Source organism: Moraxella sp. CTOTU48717, from assembly GCF_032057165.1.
Lineage (GTDB): Bacteria > Pseudomonadota > Gammaproteobacteria > Pseudomonadales > Moraxellaceae > Faucicola > Faucicola tetraodonis.
Genome location: NZ_DAMBBC010000020.1, coordinates 1 through 17,360 on the forward strand (window position 1 = coordinate 1; position 17,360 = coordinate 17,360).

Here is a 17,360-nt window from a genome sequence, read left to right on the forward strand (position 1 = left end):
GTCGGTTGAGTATGCCATTTTGTTATTGTAGCACTTCTAGATTTCTTTAACTATACATATTCAGTCGGGCGATATTCTGACTGCGGCGTCATCCATTCGATTTCGGTTCCCATAAACAAAGGCGTACCACCGCCGCCGCAAAACCCGACCAATACCCCCGCTTGCGACAGCATCCGCATGGCAGCTTGGGTAATTGATGTCCCTGTGCCCAATAATATACAAGTGGTGTTGGCAATCGGGATGTTGTAATAAAGATTCTCTTTTTCGGCTTCAGTAAGATACAACACACGCCCGTCTTTTTGCATGACGCGGCAGTATTGTAGGTAGTAGATATTGGCACGTTTGGAGTGCAGGATGGTCTTTAAGTCAGAAGACGTAAAGCTATTGTCGGTATAGGGATTGGCGTTTGACATGATAGAGATGACATAAGTTGATTTTTCTTTAGTCTGTCAAACCATGTTCATGAATGCAATAGGGTATTTATAGTAAAACGACAAATAGTGACGTTTAGAAAAATTTAATCTCATAACTTATATTGAGGTTTTTATTTAGTCAATTGTTAAAATTTGGTTGTTATGGATTTTAATTATCAAAAAAATCTTGATTTAAGAGTTATCAATATTATAAGAGTTATAGATAATTCACTATATCGCCATATCACTGCATTTCAGCGTTTAAATGTGTACAGATTGCTACCTTAATCTGTACAAATTATTGGAATGAATTGTACAGATTCTTACCCTTACCTGTACAGATTCTTACCTTTAATGTACAAATTCTTGGTTAAGACAAAATTTTCAAGCATCATGGATTTTTGTTATGCTTCTGTAAGTCCTGTACATTAAGGTACATTATATTTTGAGCGAAATTTTTAGCGTTTTTATAATTTAACCACTTATATTGTGTTGAGTAAAAACGTGTCTGAGCTAAACTTTTATGGCAGAGGTAATAGCCAAATTATGATAACCAAATCCAATACTTTAATTGAGGCGGGTTATGATTTGACTTTTGCCGAACATGATTTGATGACGCTTGCAGTCAATAAACTGCACAAAGAAAAAACAGGTGGTAAACAGGTGATGATTAGTGCTAAAGAGTTTGCGGCGGCTAATAATGTGAGTGATAACTATGCGTACCAAACTCTCAAAGAAGCTGCGAATACCTTAGGCAATAAGAAACTTAAATTTACCCTATATCTTGACTTAACTCGCCACACTGAAAAAGAAGAAGATAAGCTAACTGTCATCAAGCCAAATCATTCTCATTTTACGACGTTACGAGCCGAATACAATTGGCTACAGGGAATTTCTTATCAAGACCAACTTGGCTATATTATTCTGCACTTTTCTGACCCATTAGCATTTTTGATTGAAAGAACCAATGAGGCCTACACAAAATATGATTATGTTAAAACCATTGAATTTACAGGCTGTAGCAGTAAACGTCTATATGAATTAGTGAAAAAATGGCAAGACATCAGAAAAGTCCCTGCCATGAGCGTGTTTGAATGGAAAGAATTTTTCGGTGTCGCAAACAAATACCCACAAATTTCAGAATTTAAGCGCCGTGTACTTGAACCTGCTATTGAACAAATCAATAAACAAGGCGAGTTCAAATTAACACTTAGAACCACAAAAACGGGACGGAGTATTAGCCACTTTGAAATCGCTATTAAGTCTGTTAAATCAAAATTTGAATCAGCCAATAGTGGTGCAACAGCTTCAATTCAGCAGATGAAAACGCTTACACCCATTCAAGCTAATAAATTTGCTAAATTACTAGCCAATGACAATAACTTTGGGGGTAAATTTGCTCGTTCGGGTGAATCTATGAATGAGTTTATCAATCGCTTATCTAATGAACTACAAAAAGATGCTAAAAAAATCGCTGATTACTTACCTTTCTTAAAAAAATGTGGCTTTAAGTTTTAACGCTCTAAATCTATCAGCCTCATTAGTAACTAGCAAAAAAATAATAGCCTATTCATAAATTACTAAAAATAAATTCACTATCTGACTTATCCAACAATTTAACTACCTGTTTTATTAGGTTCATATTGGAACAAATCTCCCACCTGCACATCAAGTGCTTCGCAGATTTTATCAATCGTTTCAAAATCAATTCGTGTGGTTTGATCGTTATAAATCTTGTGCATCGTTGATTTACTGATGTCTGTCATTCGAATTAAATCAGCCACTTTCAAACGTCTTTCTGCCAAAAGTACCGGTAAATTACTTTTTATCATATAAAAAACCTTAATTGACTTAAAAAGTACTTGCATTGAACTACATTTTGCATTAAAGTACTTCTATCGAATAACAAAATAGTTTCATAAAACAATTTTGTTATTCGATATATAATAAATTTCATTTCTTAAGAGGTTATTATGACACAAACATATCTGACAACAGAAGAGCTTTCTGAACGCATTAAGTATACGCCACGCACAATTCGTGTGACCCTTAAGGATAATGTGCTCATTGAAGGAGTGCATTATATTCGTCCATTTGGTGGTCGTAAAATCTTATATATATGGGAACAAATTGAAAAAGATATGCGTAACACCTTGTTGGGTACCATTAATGCAATGGCTTTACAATAAAACGGGAGAAAATAAATGGCTTCAATTAGAAAGCGCTACGATAAACTTGTTGTTGATTTTCGCTTTTTGAATAAACGCTGTCGAGAAACAACCAACCTAATCGACACGCCCGAAAATCGAAAAAAACTGGAAAAAATCATCCAAAAAATGGAAGCAGAAATCACCCTTGGACTATTTGATTATCTCAAATACTTCCCAAAAAGTGAGAAAGGCATTGAACTGATGGCAGTCAAAGAGCGTGTGCAAAGTTTTCAATCTGACACGCCCGTATTTAAGGACTTTGCTGAAACTTGGTTTGAAGAAAAGCAAATTGAATGGCGAGCAAGCTACATCGGCAAAATCAAAGATATTTTGGATAAGTATCTGGTGCCACATTTTGGCAAACGCAGTGTTATCGCTATCACAAGGGCAGATGTGTTAGCGTTCCGTACTTCTCTCGGCAAAGTGACCTACGGAACAGCTAACAAGCATCTGTCAGCAGCCAGAATTAATTCGATAATGACCACTTTGCGTATGATACTGCAAGAAGCGGCAAAACGCTATAAATTTGAAAATCCTTATGAGGATATCAAGGTTTTAAAACTTGATAAGCCTGATATTGAGCCATTCACCATTGAAGAGGTTTGGAAATTTATCAATGGCGTGCGTAAAGACTATAAAAACTATTACACCGTAAGGTTTTTCACCGGCATGCGAACCAGCGAAATTGATGGACTAACGTGGGAGTATGTGGATTTTGACCGCCGTGAAATCCGTGTTCGCCAAGCGTATGTCAAAGGCGTAATTGGTAAGCCCAAAACCCAAGAATCCAATCGAGATATTGCTATGTCACCTTGGGTTTATGAAGCGCTACAAGCGCAGTACAAAGTCACACATGGTCGCTCAAAATTCGTGTTTTGCAATCGAGAAGGAGAGCCACTCGATTATCACAATGTCAATCGTAAAGTGTGGCATCCCACGCTTCGACTGTTAGGGTTAAAAGCCCGTAATGCCTACCAAACCCGCCATACGGCTGCAACGCTATGGCTTGCGGCAGGGGAGGCGCCAGAATGGATCGCAAGGCAGATGGGTCACGCCAATACTACCATGTTGTTTAAGGTTTATAGCCGCTATGTACCGAATATGACACGCCGTGATGGCAGTGCCTTTGAAGCTTTGATAGCAAGTAGTCAAAATAAAGAGCAAGGAGAATAGTCGTGTTGGTTATTGATTATGAAAAATTGCGTCAAACCATTAAACCGCATAATAATTTGAATTTTGTCAGCCAAACTGCCTGTGATTTGGCAAGAAAGTTGATTACTGAGTATGGTATTGCTAATGACGATAAGCTGTCTGAATGGCTCAATGAACAAAAATACAAATCACATAAAGCGCTAATGGTTTGGGTACAGCAACAGTTGCCATTAATTGATAGTGATGAAACGGATTTTGAAAGATATCGTCAGCTTCGTCGACTATTTTACGCCAATTTTTCAGAGTTTATAGAAGAGGTGCATTAAAATGCGTGTACGATTACTGACAAATAATATGCTAAATGGCTATTCATTAAAAATGTGCCAGGATTATTGGCAACCTTTTAATTATCCAAATCAACATCCACTTTCGCTTGAATGGCATATTAAACATATATGCCAGCATTATGATGTCACTTCTGAAGAGCTTATCACGAGACTATCGATGGTAAAAGCTTACGATTCTTATATCCGCTGTGACGCATGCGGGAAAATGTATGAGTTAAATAATCCATGTAAACTACCTAATCCAGATGATTTTATGAGCTGGCAATGTGATGACTGCAAAATATTTAAGCAAAAAGGGGTGATTAATTTACACAGTTTTTTAGTAAATATAGAAGATGATGATTGTCCATTTTAAATATGATCTTCATAAGTACCGCCTAACTTGGCGGTATTTTTTTATATGTTTAAAGATTAGGTTACTATTACAATTTTTCGGTCCAGTTTTGGGGGGGATTATAATTTTTTGTAAACTTCTTCTAATTGCTAAAACTTAAGAATTAAAATTACTTAAGTATTTACGTATTATTGACTCAGCATTTTGTGAAACCTACACTGAAAACCATGTGAAATGGAAATTTATTTTAGGATAATAATTGAGCAAATGACTTGCTCAACACACAAAGGAGTTGTGTCAATGGAATATGTTGAACCTATCAATACTTCTGCCCCAGTCGCCACTAAGGGTCATCATCGAATTGCTGGCATCTCGAGCATGGTCGGTACCACCATCGAATGGTACGATTTTTTTATCTACGGGACTGCTGCAGCACTGATTTTTAACAAATTGTTTTTCCCCGCTTTAGACCCGCTAACGGGTACGCTGGCCTCTTTTGGTACTTATGCCATAGGCTTTATCGGTCGTCCATTAGGTGGCATTGTATTTGGGCATTTTGGAGACAAAATTGGTCGCAAATCCATGCTTATTATGACCTTACTGCTGATGGGTATTCCCACCGTACTGATTGGACTATTACCCACTTACGCCAGCATTGGCTATTGGGCTGCGATTTTACTTATTGTGCTGCGTTTTTTGCAAGGTATGGCAATGGGCGGTGAGTGGGGTGGCGCAGTCTTGATGGCAGTTGAACATGCCCCTGTGGGTAGTAAGGGTTTTTGGGGCAGCTTACCGCAGACCAGCTCTGGTTTCGGATTATTGCTTGCCTCCCTAGCTATTGGCGCTGTTTCTTTATTGCCTGAAGCAGATTTATTTAGCTGGGGCTGGCGTTTGCCTTTCTTAGCTAGTTTAGTATTACTACTTGTCGGTGCCTACATCCGTGCCAAAGTGCCTGAGTCACCAGATTTTGAAAAGGTAAAAGCGGAAAAAGAGCATGTAAGTATTCCTGCACTACAAGTTTTTCGTAACCATCCTCGTGAGTTGTTTTCTATCATCATTGCGCGCGCTGCTGAAAATGCTTGGTTTTATCTAGCTTCGACTTTTTCTTTGGCATATGCGACTACACAATTAAAAATTCCACGCCAAGATGTATTATTTGCCATCATCTGCGGTGCTGGATTGGCCATTTTTACTATGCCCATTTGTGGTTATATTGCTGATAAAGTCGGTCAACGCAATCTCTTCATGTTTGGATTATTATTATTGGCATTATATTGTTATCCTTTTTTCTATATGATTGGTACTAAAGATCCTATGATGGTTTGGACTGCCTTAGTGGTGGGTGTGGGCGTAATTTTCCCGATTATGTATGCGCCTGAATCCATTCTGTTTGCCCGTCAGTTTCCCGCTGAAATTCGTTATAGCGGCATTTCGATTTCTGTACAGCTTGCGGGTATTTTGGGAGGTGGTTTTGCACCAATGATTGCTACTAAGCTCCTTGCTATGGGTGGTGGTAAGCCAACATTGGTTACGGTCTATTTAGTCAGCATGGCTGTCATTGGTATCTTATGTACCTTCTTGATGAAAAGTGACTCGAAAGAAGTCTATAAGTAAATAAAAATTTTAATTAAAAAGGAATTTTACATGCAAATAATTGGACATTATATTGCCGGACAGCATATTACCGATTCAGACCGAACAGGTAATATTTATAACCCTTCGACTGGTCAAGTGATTGCACAGTGTGCATATGCCGATGAGGCTATTATTGACAAAGCAGTGAAAGCTGCCCAATCAGAAAATGCCAAAAAATGGGCAGCATCTTCTCATGCTACACGCTTACAGGTAATTTTTAAGCTTCGCGAATTAATGATCGCCAAAACAGATGAGCTTGCTGAAATCATCGGACGAGAACATGGCAAAACTATTGAAGATGCCAAAGGTGAAATCGGACGCGCTATCGAAGGAATTGAATTTGCCTGTAATGAGCCACAAGTCACCAAAGGCGAATATTCACGCAATGTTGCGGGCAATATTGATGTGTACTCTATCCGTATTCCTATCGGTGTGGTGGGCTGTATTACCCCATTTAACTTCCCGATTATGGTACCTGCTGTGATGATGACCATGGCAATCGCGGTTGGTAATGCTATCATTTGGAAACCGTCTGAAAAAGTACCGAGCGCGGCACTATTTTATGCGGACTTGTTTAAAGAAGCAGGACTGCCTGATGGCGTATTTAACATCGTACAAGGTGATAAAGTTGCCGTTGATGCTATACTAAGACATTCCGGTATTGCTGCCATTAGCTTTGTGGGCTCAACACATGTAGGCGAATATGTGTACCAAACAGGCACCAACTATGGTAAACGTGTTGCCTGCTTTACGGGTGGTAAAAACCATATGATTGTTATGCCTGATGCTGATCTAGATGCTGCAGCCACCGCGTTTGTTTCATCCGCCTATGGCTCAGCCAGTCAGCGCTGTATGGCAGTGTCATTGTTGCTACCAGTCGGTGAAGAAACGGCAAAAGCTTTACGAAAAAAAGTGATTGAGAAGATTAATAACCTAAAAGTCGGTGCCTACAACGACCCAACCGCTGATTACGGTGCAGTAATCTCAAAAGAATCACAACAAAGCGTGCTAAAAGCCATTGATACTGCAATTGAACAAGGCGCTGAACTGGTCATTGATGGCCGTGATTATACCCATCCTGAACATGCCGATGGGTTTTATGTTGCGCCCACCTTGTTTGATAAACTGACCACCGAAATGGATCTATACAAATACGAAATTTTTGGTCCAGTCCGTGGCATTATACCCACCCAAAGCTTAGCAGAAGCAATTGATATAACTAATAAGCATGAATATGGCAATGGTGCAGTGATTTTTACCAATGATGGTCATGCTAGCAACCAATTTATCAATCAAGTTGAAGCCGGAATGATTGGAATCAATGTGCCTGTGCCATTGCCTGTCAGCTATTTTAACTTTGGTGGCTTGCGTCGTTCAAAATTTGGTGAGTCACATCTCTACGGACCTGATGCGGCACGTTTTTATACCAAAATCAAAACTATATCCCAAAAGTGGATGGAGCCAGCGCAAAATAGTTCGCATGTATCGTTAGCATTCAAAATTACCTAACATTATCTGGAAGCTTTAATTTAAGTTATATATAAAAAAGGCTATGAATTATTTATTCACAGCCTTTTTATTTTGATCTTATCAAGAGCCTGTAAGGAGTGGTTACTATCAAATATTTTAAAGTGCTAAAAAGATGGATTCTTCGTATGCTTAAATTCAAGATATGCTTGAGTTATTACTATTTAATTTATTAATAAGTAGCCGAATATATTTTAGGACTTACGCAAATTTGACTGAAGGCGAGCGTAGCTGCTCACTTAAATAATCGCTCAGTAAGCCGGAATAGCTTTTTGACTGCCTTTGATTTCGATTTTAAGAAGGTGGATGAACGCCATACGGTTGATATTGAAGGGAACAACAATTGCTTTAGACAGAGGTTTAGGAGAGTATTTCAAAAGACTTACTGCTTTTCGAAAAAGCTAACAAACCATTTTAAAGCCTTTGATTTACTGTTTTACTATGTCAATTATGGCTGGGTATAGTGAGCATGCTTTTTATATCACAGCCATTTTTTAGATTGGCAATGTGCACAATGCTTAGCCTTTATCAATAGAGGTGTCGTAGATTTACAGGGATTTTTTGCATCAGTTGAACCTGATAATGAAATACCATTTTAATTAGCCTTCGCATTTAAAAAACACCGCAATCTAGCGGTGTTTTTTTATAAAAATCAAAAACAGCATGGTCATTTATCTATTAGCAAATTTTTGAATTAATAAAGTTACCGCTAATTTTAACAAAAAAACAACTCAAAAAAATGCGTGTGGGGGTCTTTCTGTTAGAAATTTTGGCTATAATTAAAAAATCGTAATTATATTACTATTTATAAAATGCAAAATATTTTACTAAGTTATCTATCTAAACAAGATATGGATGTCCATCCTAATGTATTGGATTGGAAGGATTTTTATCTAAATTATCTCGTTTGTAATTTGAATATTGAGCAAATAAAAACAGAATATTTGCGTGCAAAATCAATAAACACAGTTGTATTAAAGGACAAGAAGAGTTACCAGTTCACCCATAATTTAATTTTGAATAACGTCCTGACCGAATTAACTTATCAATCAATGATAACAGGTGAAGATAATTTGAAAATTATTGAGGTAAAAGATATTGCAGCCTTTAATTTTTTATCGAATGTGATATTTGAAACGCTCGATATTATTTGTCGCAACAGCAAATCATTTGAAAATTTAAACGAAATTTATGATGCACTTGATTTGCTTATTAATCCACTTGCATGGAAAAAGATTTACCCGAATGCCAAGTTTACAAAAACTTGTTTTTACAATCTCATTAACGTAAAGATGCGTACGGCACAGCATCGTCAGCAAGAATTAGAGAATAAAAATGACTGAAAATGCTGAAGAATCTAATTCAGAACTACCACTTTTGTCACGGCATGATTTTCAAAGCTTAATAAAAGACATCTTGTTGTTCGAAAATTACCCTGTTGAAGAAAAAGCAGACACAAAAGCAAAAGAGCAGCTGATTCAAAATCTGGTGATGACGTGTTTAATCGCACAAAAAATCGTGCGAGATGGCGATATTGAAACTAAAAAAATCGAAAAAATTCAAACAGCGTTCAAAATTAATATATTGGAAAGTATAGAAGCGAAAAGAGGTGAATTAAATAAGCTGCCAAATCTCCTAAAGTTGCCTTTTTTGATTTCAAAGTTTGAATTAGCGCCACAACAAATCGGCTGGACAAAAATTGCTTTTTATTTGGCAATAGTACTGAAGCATCACAAATTAAAATCTTATTATCAACGTATCATCAAACGCTTAAAGATTGCGTGTTTTTATAAAACACCCATAAAAACTTGGATTTTAGAAAATCTCCCCGATTTTTCGGACGACCCTGCATGCACTTTGCAAATTGACTCATTGAGGGATTTTTTGGTTGAGTTAGAAATTCAGACCAATAATAAAACGCGTCGCAACCAAGCGACTGAAATCCGATTGTGTCTTGAAGTTGCGCTTAATCCAAAGCGTCGTAAAAAAATTGATAGAGAAATCAAAAAGCTAAATGCTAAACGAAAACCCCGCAAAAAAAAGCCACAGCAAAATTTATCCGCTCGGGACTTTATCCAACCCACTTTTCAATCTAATCCAAATTTGAATACCACGGATGATGTTGAAAATTATCAGCCCGCACTGCAGACAGTGTGTTTTGAAAGTAAAGATACTGAGCAATCGACAGCCAGTTCAACCGAAGTGACAGTCGATAACACGGGTGAGCCGTTACTTGAGTATCAAACCATCCCCAATGCTTTGGTTCGTTACAATGCACCGCTGCAAATGGTTGATTTATCCGTTCGGCAAATGTTTATCAGCCAGCGTGAATTGATGCTAAATTCAAGTGTTTATCTGCTTTCGCCAAAAGCCTACCAGCTCGTTTTTGCAAGGCTAGTAAAAGACTGTCAGTTACAAGAAGAAATATTAAGTCGTGACCAGCTTAAGCTTAAAACATTAGCCACAGTTTTACTGTTATCAATGATCACGTCTATTCCTGTCGAATCGCTTATGACAAAAGGTTTTGTGAGACACTCTGGGATATTTAAGCTATTAAAGACCAAAGTTTATTTGCACGCATCCTTTGAAATTACTGCACGTAAAAAGAAATTTGAAGCCCACATTTTTGAAAATGAGAAAGCAGAGATTGAGCTGCCAATGCCCATTAAACTTGTAGGATTTTTAGCGAATAAACGATTATTACCCACACAGACTGATGTTCGAGACTATATCGCTCAAGTGAGAACAGAGTTGAGTTTGCCGTACCTATCAGTACATCGTATTGAGTCAGCCTTGCAAGTTAGCTTGACTCGTTATATCGAGGGTAGTAATAGCCATATTGCTGAAATTATCTGCCGAATCCCGCCAATATCCGCACCTGCAAAATTTTATAGCAGTCATATGCTAAATGAATTAATCACCCATTATAAAAATGCGTTGGTTTGGCTGAGAAAAGATACGTCATTTGACTTGGGATTTTTAGAAACAAAAAAAGACTATACCACAGGCTCGGGGCAAGCACTCACACTATCATTTGTCAAATCATTACTTGATGATATTTTTCATACAGCCGTCATCACCAGTGCATCAAAATTTGAACTATTTAATAACGTCAGTAGTTATGTCTGGCTGATTTTTTGTCTCACCACAGGGATTCGTCCCAATAATCGTATCACCCATATTCATGATATTGATTTAAATGAATATTCTGCTCAAATCCTTATTTCTGACAAACCCAATCGTTCCGTGAGAAATCATCGTCTAGTGCCAATCTGCCCAACGCTAGTAACAACGTTGACGTTCTACCGCTGGTTTCTCGCCAAATTTGCCCAATTGCTCCATCGTAGAAAATGGGTCAACCAAGTGATCAAACCGATTTTGTATGAACATGACGATAGCGACAATATGCTAATTAACTTAATTTGTGAACAAGGCGAGAAAATAGCGACAGTAAAACGTGGTCAGATTGCAGAATTTATCAAACCTTTTTTTGACATAGATCCCTACTTTACTCGGCATTTTGTGAGAGTTCAGCTTGAAAAACGCGGTGTCGAAATGCCCATTATCAATGGTGTCATCGGTCATGAAAAACATCGCCAAGAATTTTTTGGTCGATACTCATCGGGGAGTAAATCCGCTATCTACGCACTAGCTGATGTGTTTGAGGCCATAGCCAACGATTTAGGCTTGAATGACATCAAAGCAAAGTTTCAAAAAATAGACAAGTTATTACATCTATTACCAGAGCAATCTTCTAAACCCGATGAGACATTAGATGAGAAAAGCAGCAAAAAAACAAAGATTGACGCAACAACAAAAACGACAGCTTAAAAAATCTAACTATAGCCAAATGCCATCAGAATTTAGCCGCTGGGGTGTTTGGCACAAAGCTTATCATCCGATTTGGCAGACATTGCAATGTTTGTGGTACCAAACCCAAGCCGATGAGTCGCTTTTGGCAAATCCTCGGCATTTGCAATCACCAATTCGCAAAATTGAAAGTATCAAATATCAATGGCAAAAGGCTCAAGCATTACTATACATCAAACAAATCTGTTGCGATATTTCGTCAAATGCGTATTTGCAGTATTTGCGAGATTTATATCAGATTGAAAAAGACTATAAAAGCCTGTCAAATAAAGGTTTTGATATTTTTATTAAAAAAGCCAACACTTTATTATTTGCTGAGTACGGGGCGAGTGAGACAATTTATCGCTACGCTAGGCAACTATTACAGCAATTTGTAGCGTATCAAAATACCAATTTTCGGTTAAATGAGCACTACTTTGGGGTAGTGCTAGCCCCCCAAACCATGCCATCAAAAATTAACCCGCTACAAATTACGGAATCTTATGTCAGACACGGTAAGCAGTTTAATAAAATTTTAGATGTAGTAAAAAATCATTGGCAAACCACCAAGAAATTTAAAATCGAAGAAAAAATTGGTTGGCTGATATTCTCAGGTATTGCGTTTGGTGGTATCAATGATGCAAAAATGCTGCACGCATGGCTAATCAATTTGCTAAACAATGACTTTCAACCTTACCTAAATTATCGTTTATTGACCCAAATCCGCTATGCCAATAAAAACTACGGCAATGAACGACTTGATGATGGTGGTATTTATAACAGCCAACAAATTTGTATTGACCCGATGAGTCAATGTTGGCTGTTAGCCCTACGACATGACCCTATCGATGCGTCAATGCTAGGCAATCTCAATATTCATGTGCTTTTATTTAACGTAATTACCCCTTTACTTAAACAAGCCAATTTAACCATCCCGTCATTTTCTCGGTTGTTACAGTCAGCCAGTTCTCATTGGGAGCGATTGCGAGATGTACATATCGACCATGCGCTAACCATGGTGTTACAAGGTCGGCAAGTAACCACTGGTTTAAGAATTGAGAGTTTTTTAACGATTCATGACAGCAATTTTACCAATCATGATAAGGTTTATGATATTGATGAGTTACTCACGCTGACCATCACCGCAAATAACCGTAAAAATATCGACAACTTGACCCTTTCCCAGAAAGCGGAACAACGCAAAACCGATGTTTTAATCAATATTCGAAAAGTACTGCGAAAACCAAATGCCAGACTCTATCATATCACTATTCCCAATTTTGATAGTTTATCCAAGCGAGATAAAGTGCGGTATAAGCTTGTCGATATGCAAGAAATGGTGGCAACGCAGGCTGAAAAAGTATTATTGGCATGGGTCATTGATTTGGTTAAAGAGCGTTCAAAAACCAGTTTACAAAGTATTGAGAAATATCTATTCACCATTGGCTACGAGTGGCTATACTTTGTGGGTGACAGTGAGTTACAAGGTTGGGAGGCAGATGATTTTGAAGAGTTATATGAAGAAATCGTTGATTTTAAAAAATCAAAGCTTAAAAACAAGGACATTGCTTATTCTGCCAAATTGCTAAAACGCTTGCATAATTTTGGGATGGAAAAATTCGGTTTTGTCGAGGCAGATATTCCTGAAGCCACCGCCATGCGGTGTGTACGTGCCGAGTGGATTTCGCCCAACCTATACCAACGTATCTTATTACAAATCCGTCGCTCGATTGACCCGATGGAAGCAGACATGTTTTTGTTATTATTTATCCTTGCTTATCGCACAGGGATGCGAAAAAAAGAGCTACTTGGCTTACGTTTTAGCGATATTGAAGCGATTGGCACCGATGAGCCATCGCTACTGATACGTCCAAACAATTATCGCAAAACCAAAACCGAAGGCAGTATTCGAAGAGTGGCACTTTATGCTTTATTAAGTCTACAGGAACTTGAGTTTTTTACTGAGTATGTCAAAAGCAATCATATCAGCAAGCAGCAACAATATTTATTCACGTTATCTACTGAGAATACCCCAATCCCCAGCCATACGCCCCTAAAATTATTGGATAAAATTGTCAAAGATATTTCCCCAAATGCTGATATCCAAAACACTAGTACCCAAAACGCTGATACCAAGTTTACCTTTCATGCATTTCGGCATACAGCGATTAGCAACTTAGCTCTCGCGCTAAATGCAGATGACGCATTGACGCAAACTTTAACAGGTCTAAATACCAAACATATTGATCAGATTGTCCAAAGTTTATTGGGTGTGCAAAAATACCATACTGACAAATGGTATGCCATTTCGGGGCTGATGGGGCATTTATCGCCAGAACGTAGTTTTGAATATTACAACCACTTTGCGATGCTCACGGCAACTTATGAACTTAGCAAAGCCAATATCGGCTTGCCTTACGATAGTTGGATAAACATTACCAATTTGCAACACCGCGCAATTTCAAAACGCCATGATGTACAACTCGCTGATATACGTGCATTATTATTTCGAGAAAATTTAAAACGAAAGCTACGAAAATCAACGTCATTTGCAATCGCCAATCTCAATTTTAATGATGAAATATTTGGACGCAACTTACCAAAGCACAGCGATTCACCGCTGCTCAATTACCGACCCCAACAAATTCAAGCCGTGTTAGAACATTTGGAAAAAAATCCAAAGGCTGATAGCAATGTGATTGGCGATGAGACAGGAGTATCGATACAAAATATTGGCTTGATTAAACAAAAAGCATTCGCCATCCAAAAGCTAATGACAGAACGTCGTCACTATCGGTTTTTGCGAGACAATACGCGGTACAGTATGATTGACATTCAAACAAATTTTGAGCGGCGAATGCTCGGTATGATGCTCAGAAATGCCAACATCTTACGACAAGATTTACCTAATTGGCAGTTTTTTATCCGTACCCTTGCCGATAGAATGACGACCACCGATTCTTCCATACCGTTTGGTAAAAGTTATGGCGAAGTGCAAATCCTGCTGAAGTTTTTACCGATTGCGATTACAATATTGCCCAAAAATCGCTGGATGATCAGTTGTGATGAACCGATTTTGACTATCTTACAACGTCATCAACTATTTGATAGGCATGAGTTATTTAGCGATAATGATAATCAATTTGAAGATATCAATGCCCAACTGAGTACAGAAAAACTTGAAGAAGTGCAAACGACGCTTAAGTTTCGATATAAAAATGATAACAGCCAGACTTCAATTTTAATCGGCATAGCCACGCCAGATAATCAGCTAAATCGAACAAATTCGTGGCGATTTTCGGCATTACTGCGTTATTTTACCCATTTTATGCTTATTACGGATGAGACGTTAAAAGCGATATTACCATCAACCGATGATATGTAAACTTTAGATTGGAACTCTCATGCAACTAAAAGACCTTGCCAAAATTTTTGTTGGTTTAAATAAAAAGTTTATCAATCAAGGTGACAATCTCATCACCGTCAGACAACTGACCGCGCAAAATTTTACCGATTTGGGCACGCTTGAGATTGATAACAATCCCGACAGTTTGGTCGCTATTTCACCTGAGGTATTCACCACACAGCAACTACAAGTGGGTGATGTGTTATTGGTGGCTCGTGGTTTTAATATGCGCTCAGTCATTGTGCGAGCGCAGGATATGGGTGATATACCGCTTGTGGTGGGGGTAAATTGTTTTATACTGAGAGCCAAACCTAATTTGCTAGTACCAGAGGTCTTGGTTAGCTTACTTAATAGCGAATACGGGCAAACCTGGCTTGCGAGCCATAATAGGGCGACAATTACCGCGACTATCTCAGTGGGGCGGCTTAAAGACTGGCAAATTGATGTGCCAAGCCAAGAGAACCAACAAAAATTAGCCGATTTTTTTTGGCAAAATATAGTTACTTTGCAAGCGTTAAACCAACTGATGCAACAACATCAACGCACCGCTTCTGCCGTGTTTCACACCTTAATGCCCCAAGGTAGTCATCATGACCAGTAGGACACAATCACCAAATAATACAAAAATATCGACTTTTAATGCCGTTTTTGATAAAAACTATCAATCACTCAGACGAGAGCTCACTGCTGAAAATGCCATGTTGGTGATGATAGTATCTGCCTATGTGGCGTATCTCAATGAGCCGCTGCAAAATCCAATTGCTGATTTGGTTGGCAACTTGATGACCGCTAAAGACGATGCCAAAGCTTTACCTGATGAATTTGCGGCAAAGGAATTAACAGACCAGTCGTTGCTCACACCCAATGTGAAAATCGAGCAAATATTACGACAGTTTTATGATAGCCAAGATTTGGATTTTGTTATTGCATCGCTCATCAAATTGTTATCGGATACCGCCAATCCATGGCAGTGTATTCAAGCGGATTTTAGCCAACTGCGACAGCAATTTTTAACAGCACAAGCCTATGCTCAGCAAATCACGCCATTGCTGTATCAAAAATTACATACGCTGTCTATCAAAAATCAATGGGGCGACCCATTGGCAATTAGCCTGCTATTAAAAGGGATTATTGGTGAGACGCACGGATTGACGCTATACGATGGGGCAAGTGGCGTGGCAAATAGTGGCTTTAGCCTAGCACCTGGCAAGCTTGTTTTGCGAGAAATTCACATGCTGCCTGCCTTGCTAAGCCGATTGTTATTAACCATGGTTGAGAGTGATGCTGAGTTAAAAATTTTGGACAGTTTGACAGCAAAAGAAGAAAGCCATCAAGCAGATATTGGTATTTGTTTACCAAGTTTTGGCAATGAGATTCAGCCGTTTGCGTTAACAGAGGTTAACTATCTACAGCCTTTAAATGTTTTTCATACGATTCCCAGCAGTGCCTCCGAAAGTCTATGGGTTCAGCTTTATCTATATCATCTCAACGATAAGGGCAGGGCATACCTAATATTGCCTATCGGCTGGTTATTTAAAGGGGGGTATGACCTTGCTGTGCGAGAAGCATTGGTGCATCACAATCTGATTGAAAGCGTGACCCTTTTGCCGCTGGGAATTTTGCAATATAGTCAAGCCAACGTATGCTTAGTGGTATTAAATACAGCAAAAACAACCGACGCGTTTTGGTTGATGACGGCAGAAAATATACAGGTTAATCGCAAATACGGCGGTGAAATAGCGGAACAATCAATCGCAAAAATCATCGACTTTATAAAAAATCCAACTGAAAATAACGTTGCGGTTAAGGTGACGCAAGCACAAATTGCACAATATAAGTATGACCTAAATCCAAAATGCTATTTTAAAGACCCATTAGAAATTGCAACATTGGAATTAACGACGGAATTAACAGCGTTAGCAGACTACCAACGCCAATATGAAGCGGCAAAAGTACAACTAGACAAACTATTGTCGTCCATTGCAAAACAAAGCTAGGCAATGATTCTTTTAACATAGTATTTTCTGTGCTGTGATTTGAAACGATGAACCACCCCGAATTTATCGGAGACAAGTTTGCTTGAGTCAAGCAGCATAGCCTGACGGAACTAATGAACAATAGTAGATATTTTTCCGCATTAAGAGGCGATACATATTCATTAGTAGAATGCAACCGTTCAAGGTTGTACCATTGTGCCCAATCAAGGGTTACGAGAGCAACATCATTTACACCTTCCCAGGTTTGTTTTAAATAATTAATCACATCCGCTTTGTATAGTCTATTCACACTTTCAGCTAGGGCATTGTCTGAGGAAATAGCGAAGCACTGCTTCGCCCGCGCGCAAGACGAAGGCTATGCCTGAATGACTGATTAAAAAGCACCAAACCAAGCTCACCCCCGAGATGAGTTTGCCCATTACACGATGTAATCAGGTATGGCGTACGGATATCACCTACATTCGCCTAGCCAAGGGCTTTGTATACTTGA

13 protein-coding genes and 3 pseudogenes are annotated in these 17,360 nt (G+C 38.5%); 13 read left to right on the forward strand and 3 right to left on the reverse strand.

Annotation, left to right across the window (positions count from 1 at the left end):
- Window positions 1-53: 53 nt before the first annotated feature.
- Window positions 54-413, reverse strand: a pseudogene (cas1f, locus tag RT084_RS10505) (type I-F CRISPR-associated endonuclease Cas1f); the annotation flags it as partial.
- A gap of 546 nt (window positions 414-959) precedes the next feature.
- On the opposite strand from cas1f, the gene RT084_RS10510 reads away from it, so the two are divergent.
- Entirely contained in the window at window positions 960-1,931 is a 972-nt protein-coding gene (locus RT084_RS10510; RefSeq protein WP_313099871.1) for a RepB family plasmid replication initiator protein, read from the forward strand.
- Window positions 1,932-2,029: 98 nt separating this feature from the next.
- Here the strand turns inward: RT084_RS10510 and RT084_RS10515 are convergent, their stop codons facing one another.
- The gene (locus RT084_RS10515; RefSeq protein ID WP_095356848.1) at window positions 2,030-2,245 is read right to left on the reverse strand and encodes a helix-turn-helix domain-containing protein; all 216 of its coding nucleotides are present in this window, start codon (window positions 2,243-2,245) and stop codon (window positions 2,030-2,032) included.
- A 141-nt stretch (window positions 2,246-2,386) separates the two neighbouring features.
- On the opposite strand from RT084_RS10515, the gene RT084_RS10520 reads away from it, so the two are divergent.
- From RT084_RS10520 to RT084_RS10570, 12 genes and pseudogenes are all read left to right on the forward strand, one after another.
- The gene (locus RT084_RS10520; RefSeq protein WP_095356849.1) at window positions 2,387-2,602 is read left to right on the forward strand and encodes a hypothetical protein; all 216 of its coding nucleotides are present in this window, start codon (window positions 2,387-2,389) and stop codon (window positions 2,600-2,602) included.
- A gap of 15 nt (window positions 2,603-2,617) precedes the next feature.
- Window positions 2,618-3,796 (forward strand): Arm DNA-binding domain-containing protein, encoded by a 1,179-nt coding sequence (locus RT084_RS10525; RefSeq protein ID WP_312115833.1) that lies wholly within the window; start codon window positions 2,618-2,620, stop codon window positions 3,794-3,796.
- A 2-nt stretch (window positions 3,797-3,798) separates the two neighbouring features.
- Window positions 3,799-4,101 (forward strand): hypothetical protein, encoded by a 303-nt coding sequence (locus tag RT084_RS10530; RefSeq protein ID WP_062332074.1) that lies wholly within the window; start codon window positions 3,799-3,801, stop codon window positions 4,099-4,101.
- A 1-nt stretch (window position 4,102) separates the two neighbouring features.
- On the forward strand, window positions 4,103-4,477 hold the full coding sequence (locus RT084_RS10535; RefSeq protein ID WP_313099877.1) for a hypothetical protein: 375 nt from the start codon (window positions 4,103-4,105) through the stop codon (window positions 4,475-4,477).
- Between the two features lie 279 nt (window positions 4,478-4,756).
- Entirely contained in the window at window positions 4,757-6,070 is a 1,314-nt protein-coding gene (locus RT084_RS10540; RefSeq protein ID WP_313099880.1) for an MFS transporter, read from the forward strand.
- Between the two features lie 30 nt (window positions 6,071-6,100).
- On the forward strand, window positions 6,101-7,600 hold the full coding sequence (locus tag RT084_RS10545; RefSeq protein WP_313099882.1) for a CoA-acylating methylmalonate-semialdehyde dehydrogenase: 1,500 nt from the start codon (window positions 6,101-6,103) through the stop codon (window positions 7,598-7,600).
- 281 nt (window positions 7,601-7,881) lie between these two features.
- Window positions 7,882-8,082 (forward strand): annotated as a pseudogene (locus tag RT084_RS12455) (IS1 family transposase); the annotation flags it as partial.
- 348 nt (window positions 8,083-8,430) lie between these two features.
- Entirely contained in the window at window positions 8,431-8,961 is a 531-nt protein-coding gene (locus tag RT084_RS10550) for a hypothetical protein (RefSeq protein ID WP_313099884.1), read from the forward strand.
- Complete coding sequence (locus RT084_RS10555) at window positions 8,954-11,449, forward strand: hypothetical protein (RefSeq protein WP_313099886.1); 2,496 nt, start codon at window positions 8,954-8,956, stop codon at window positions 11,447-11,449. The genes RT084_RS10550 and RT084_RS10555 overlap by 8 nt, the downstream gene beginning before the upstream one ends.
- Complete coding sequence (locus RT084_RS10560; protein WP_313099888.1) at window positions 11,394-14,852, forward strand: tyrosine-type recombinase/integrase; 3,459 nt, start codon at window positions 11,394-11,396, stop codon at window positions 14,850-14,852. The genes RT084_RS10555 and RT084_RS10560 overlap by 56 nt, the downstream gene beginning before the upstream one ends.
- A 19-nt stretch (window positions 14,853-14,871) precedes the next feature.
- Window positions 14,872-15,474 (forward strand): restriction endonuclease subunit S domain-containing protein, encoded by a 603-nt coding sequence (locus RT084_RS10565; RefSeq protein ID WP_313099890.1) that lies wholly within the window; start codon window positions 14,872-14,874, stop codon window positions 15,472-15,474.
- Window positions 15,464-16,870, forward strand: a complete 1,407-nt coding sequence (locus RT084_RS10570) for an N-6 DNA methylase (RefSeq protein WP_313099892.1) — start codon at window positions 15,464-15,466, stop codon at window positions 16,868-16,870. Before RT084_RS10565 ends, RT084_RS10570 begins: the two co-directional genes overlap by 11 nt.
- Before the next feature lie 157 nt (window positions 16,871-17,027).
- Here RT084_RS10570 and RT084_RS10575 read toward each other — a convergent pair.
- Window positions 17,028-17,189: pseudogene (locus tag RT084_RS10575) on the reverse strand (integrase core domain-containing protein); the annotation flags it as partial.
- Window positions 17,190-17,360 lie beyond the last annotated feature (171 nt).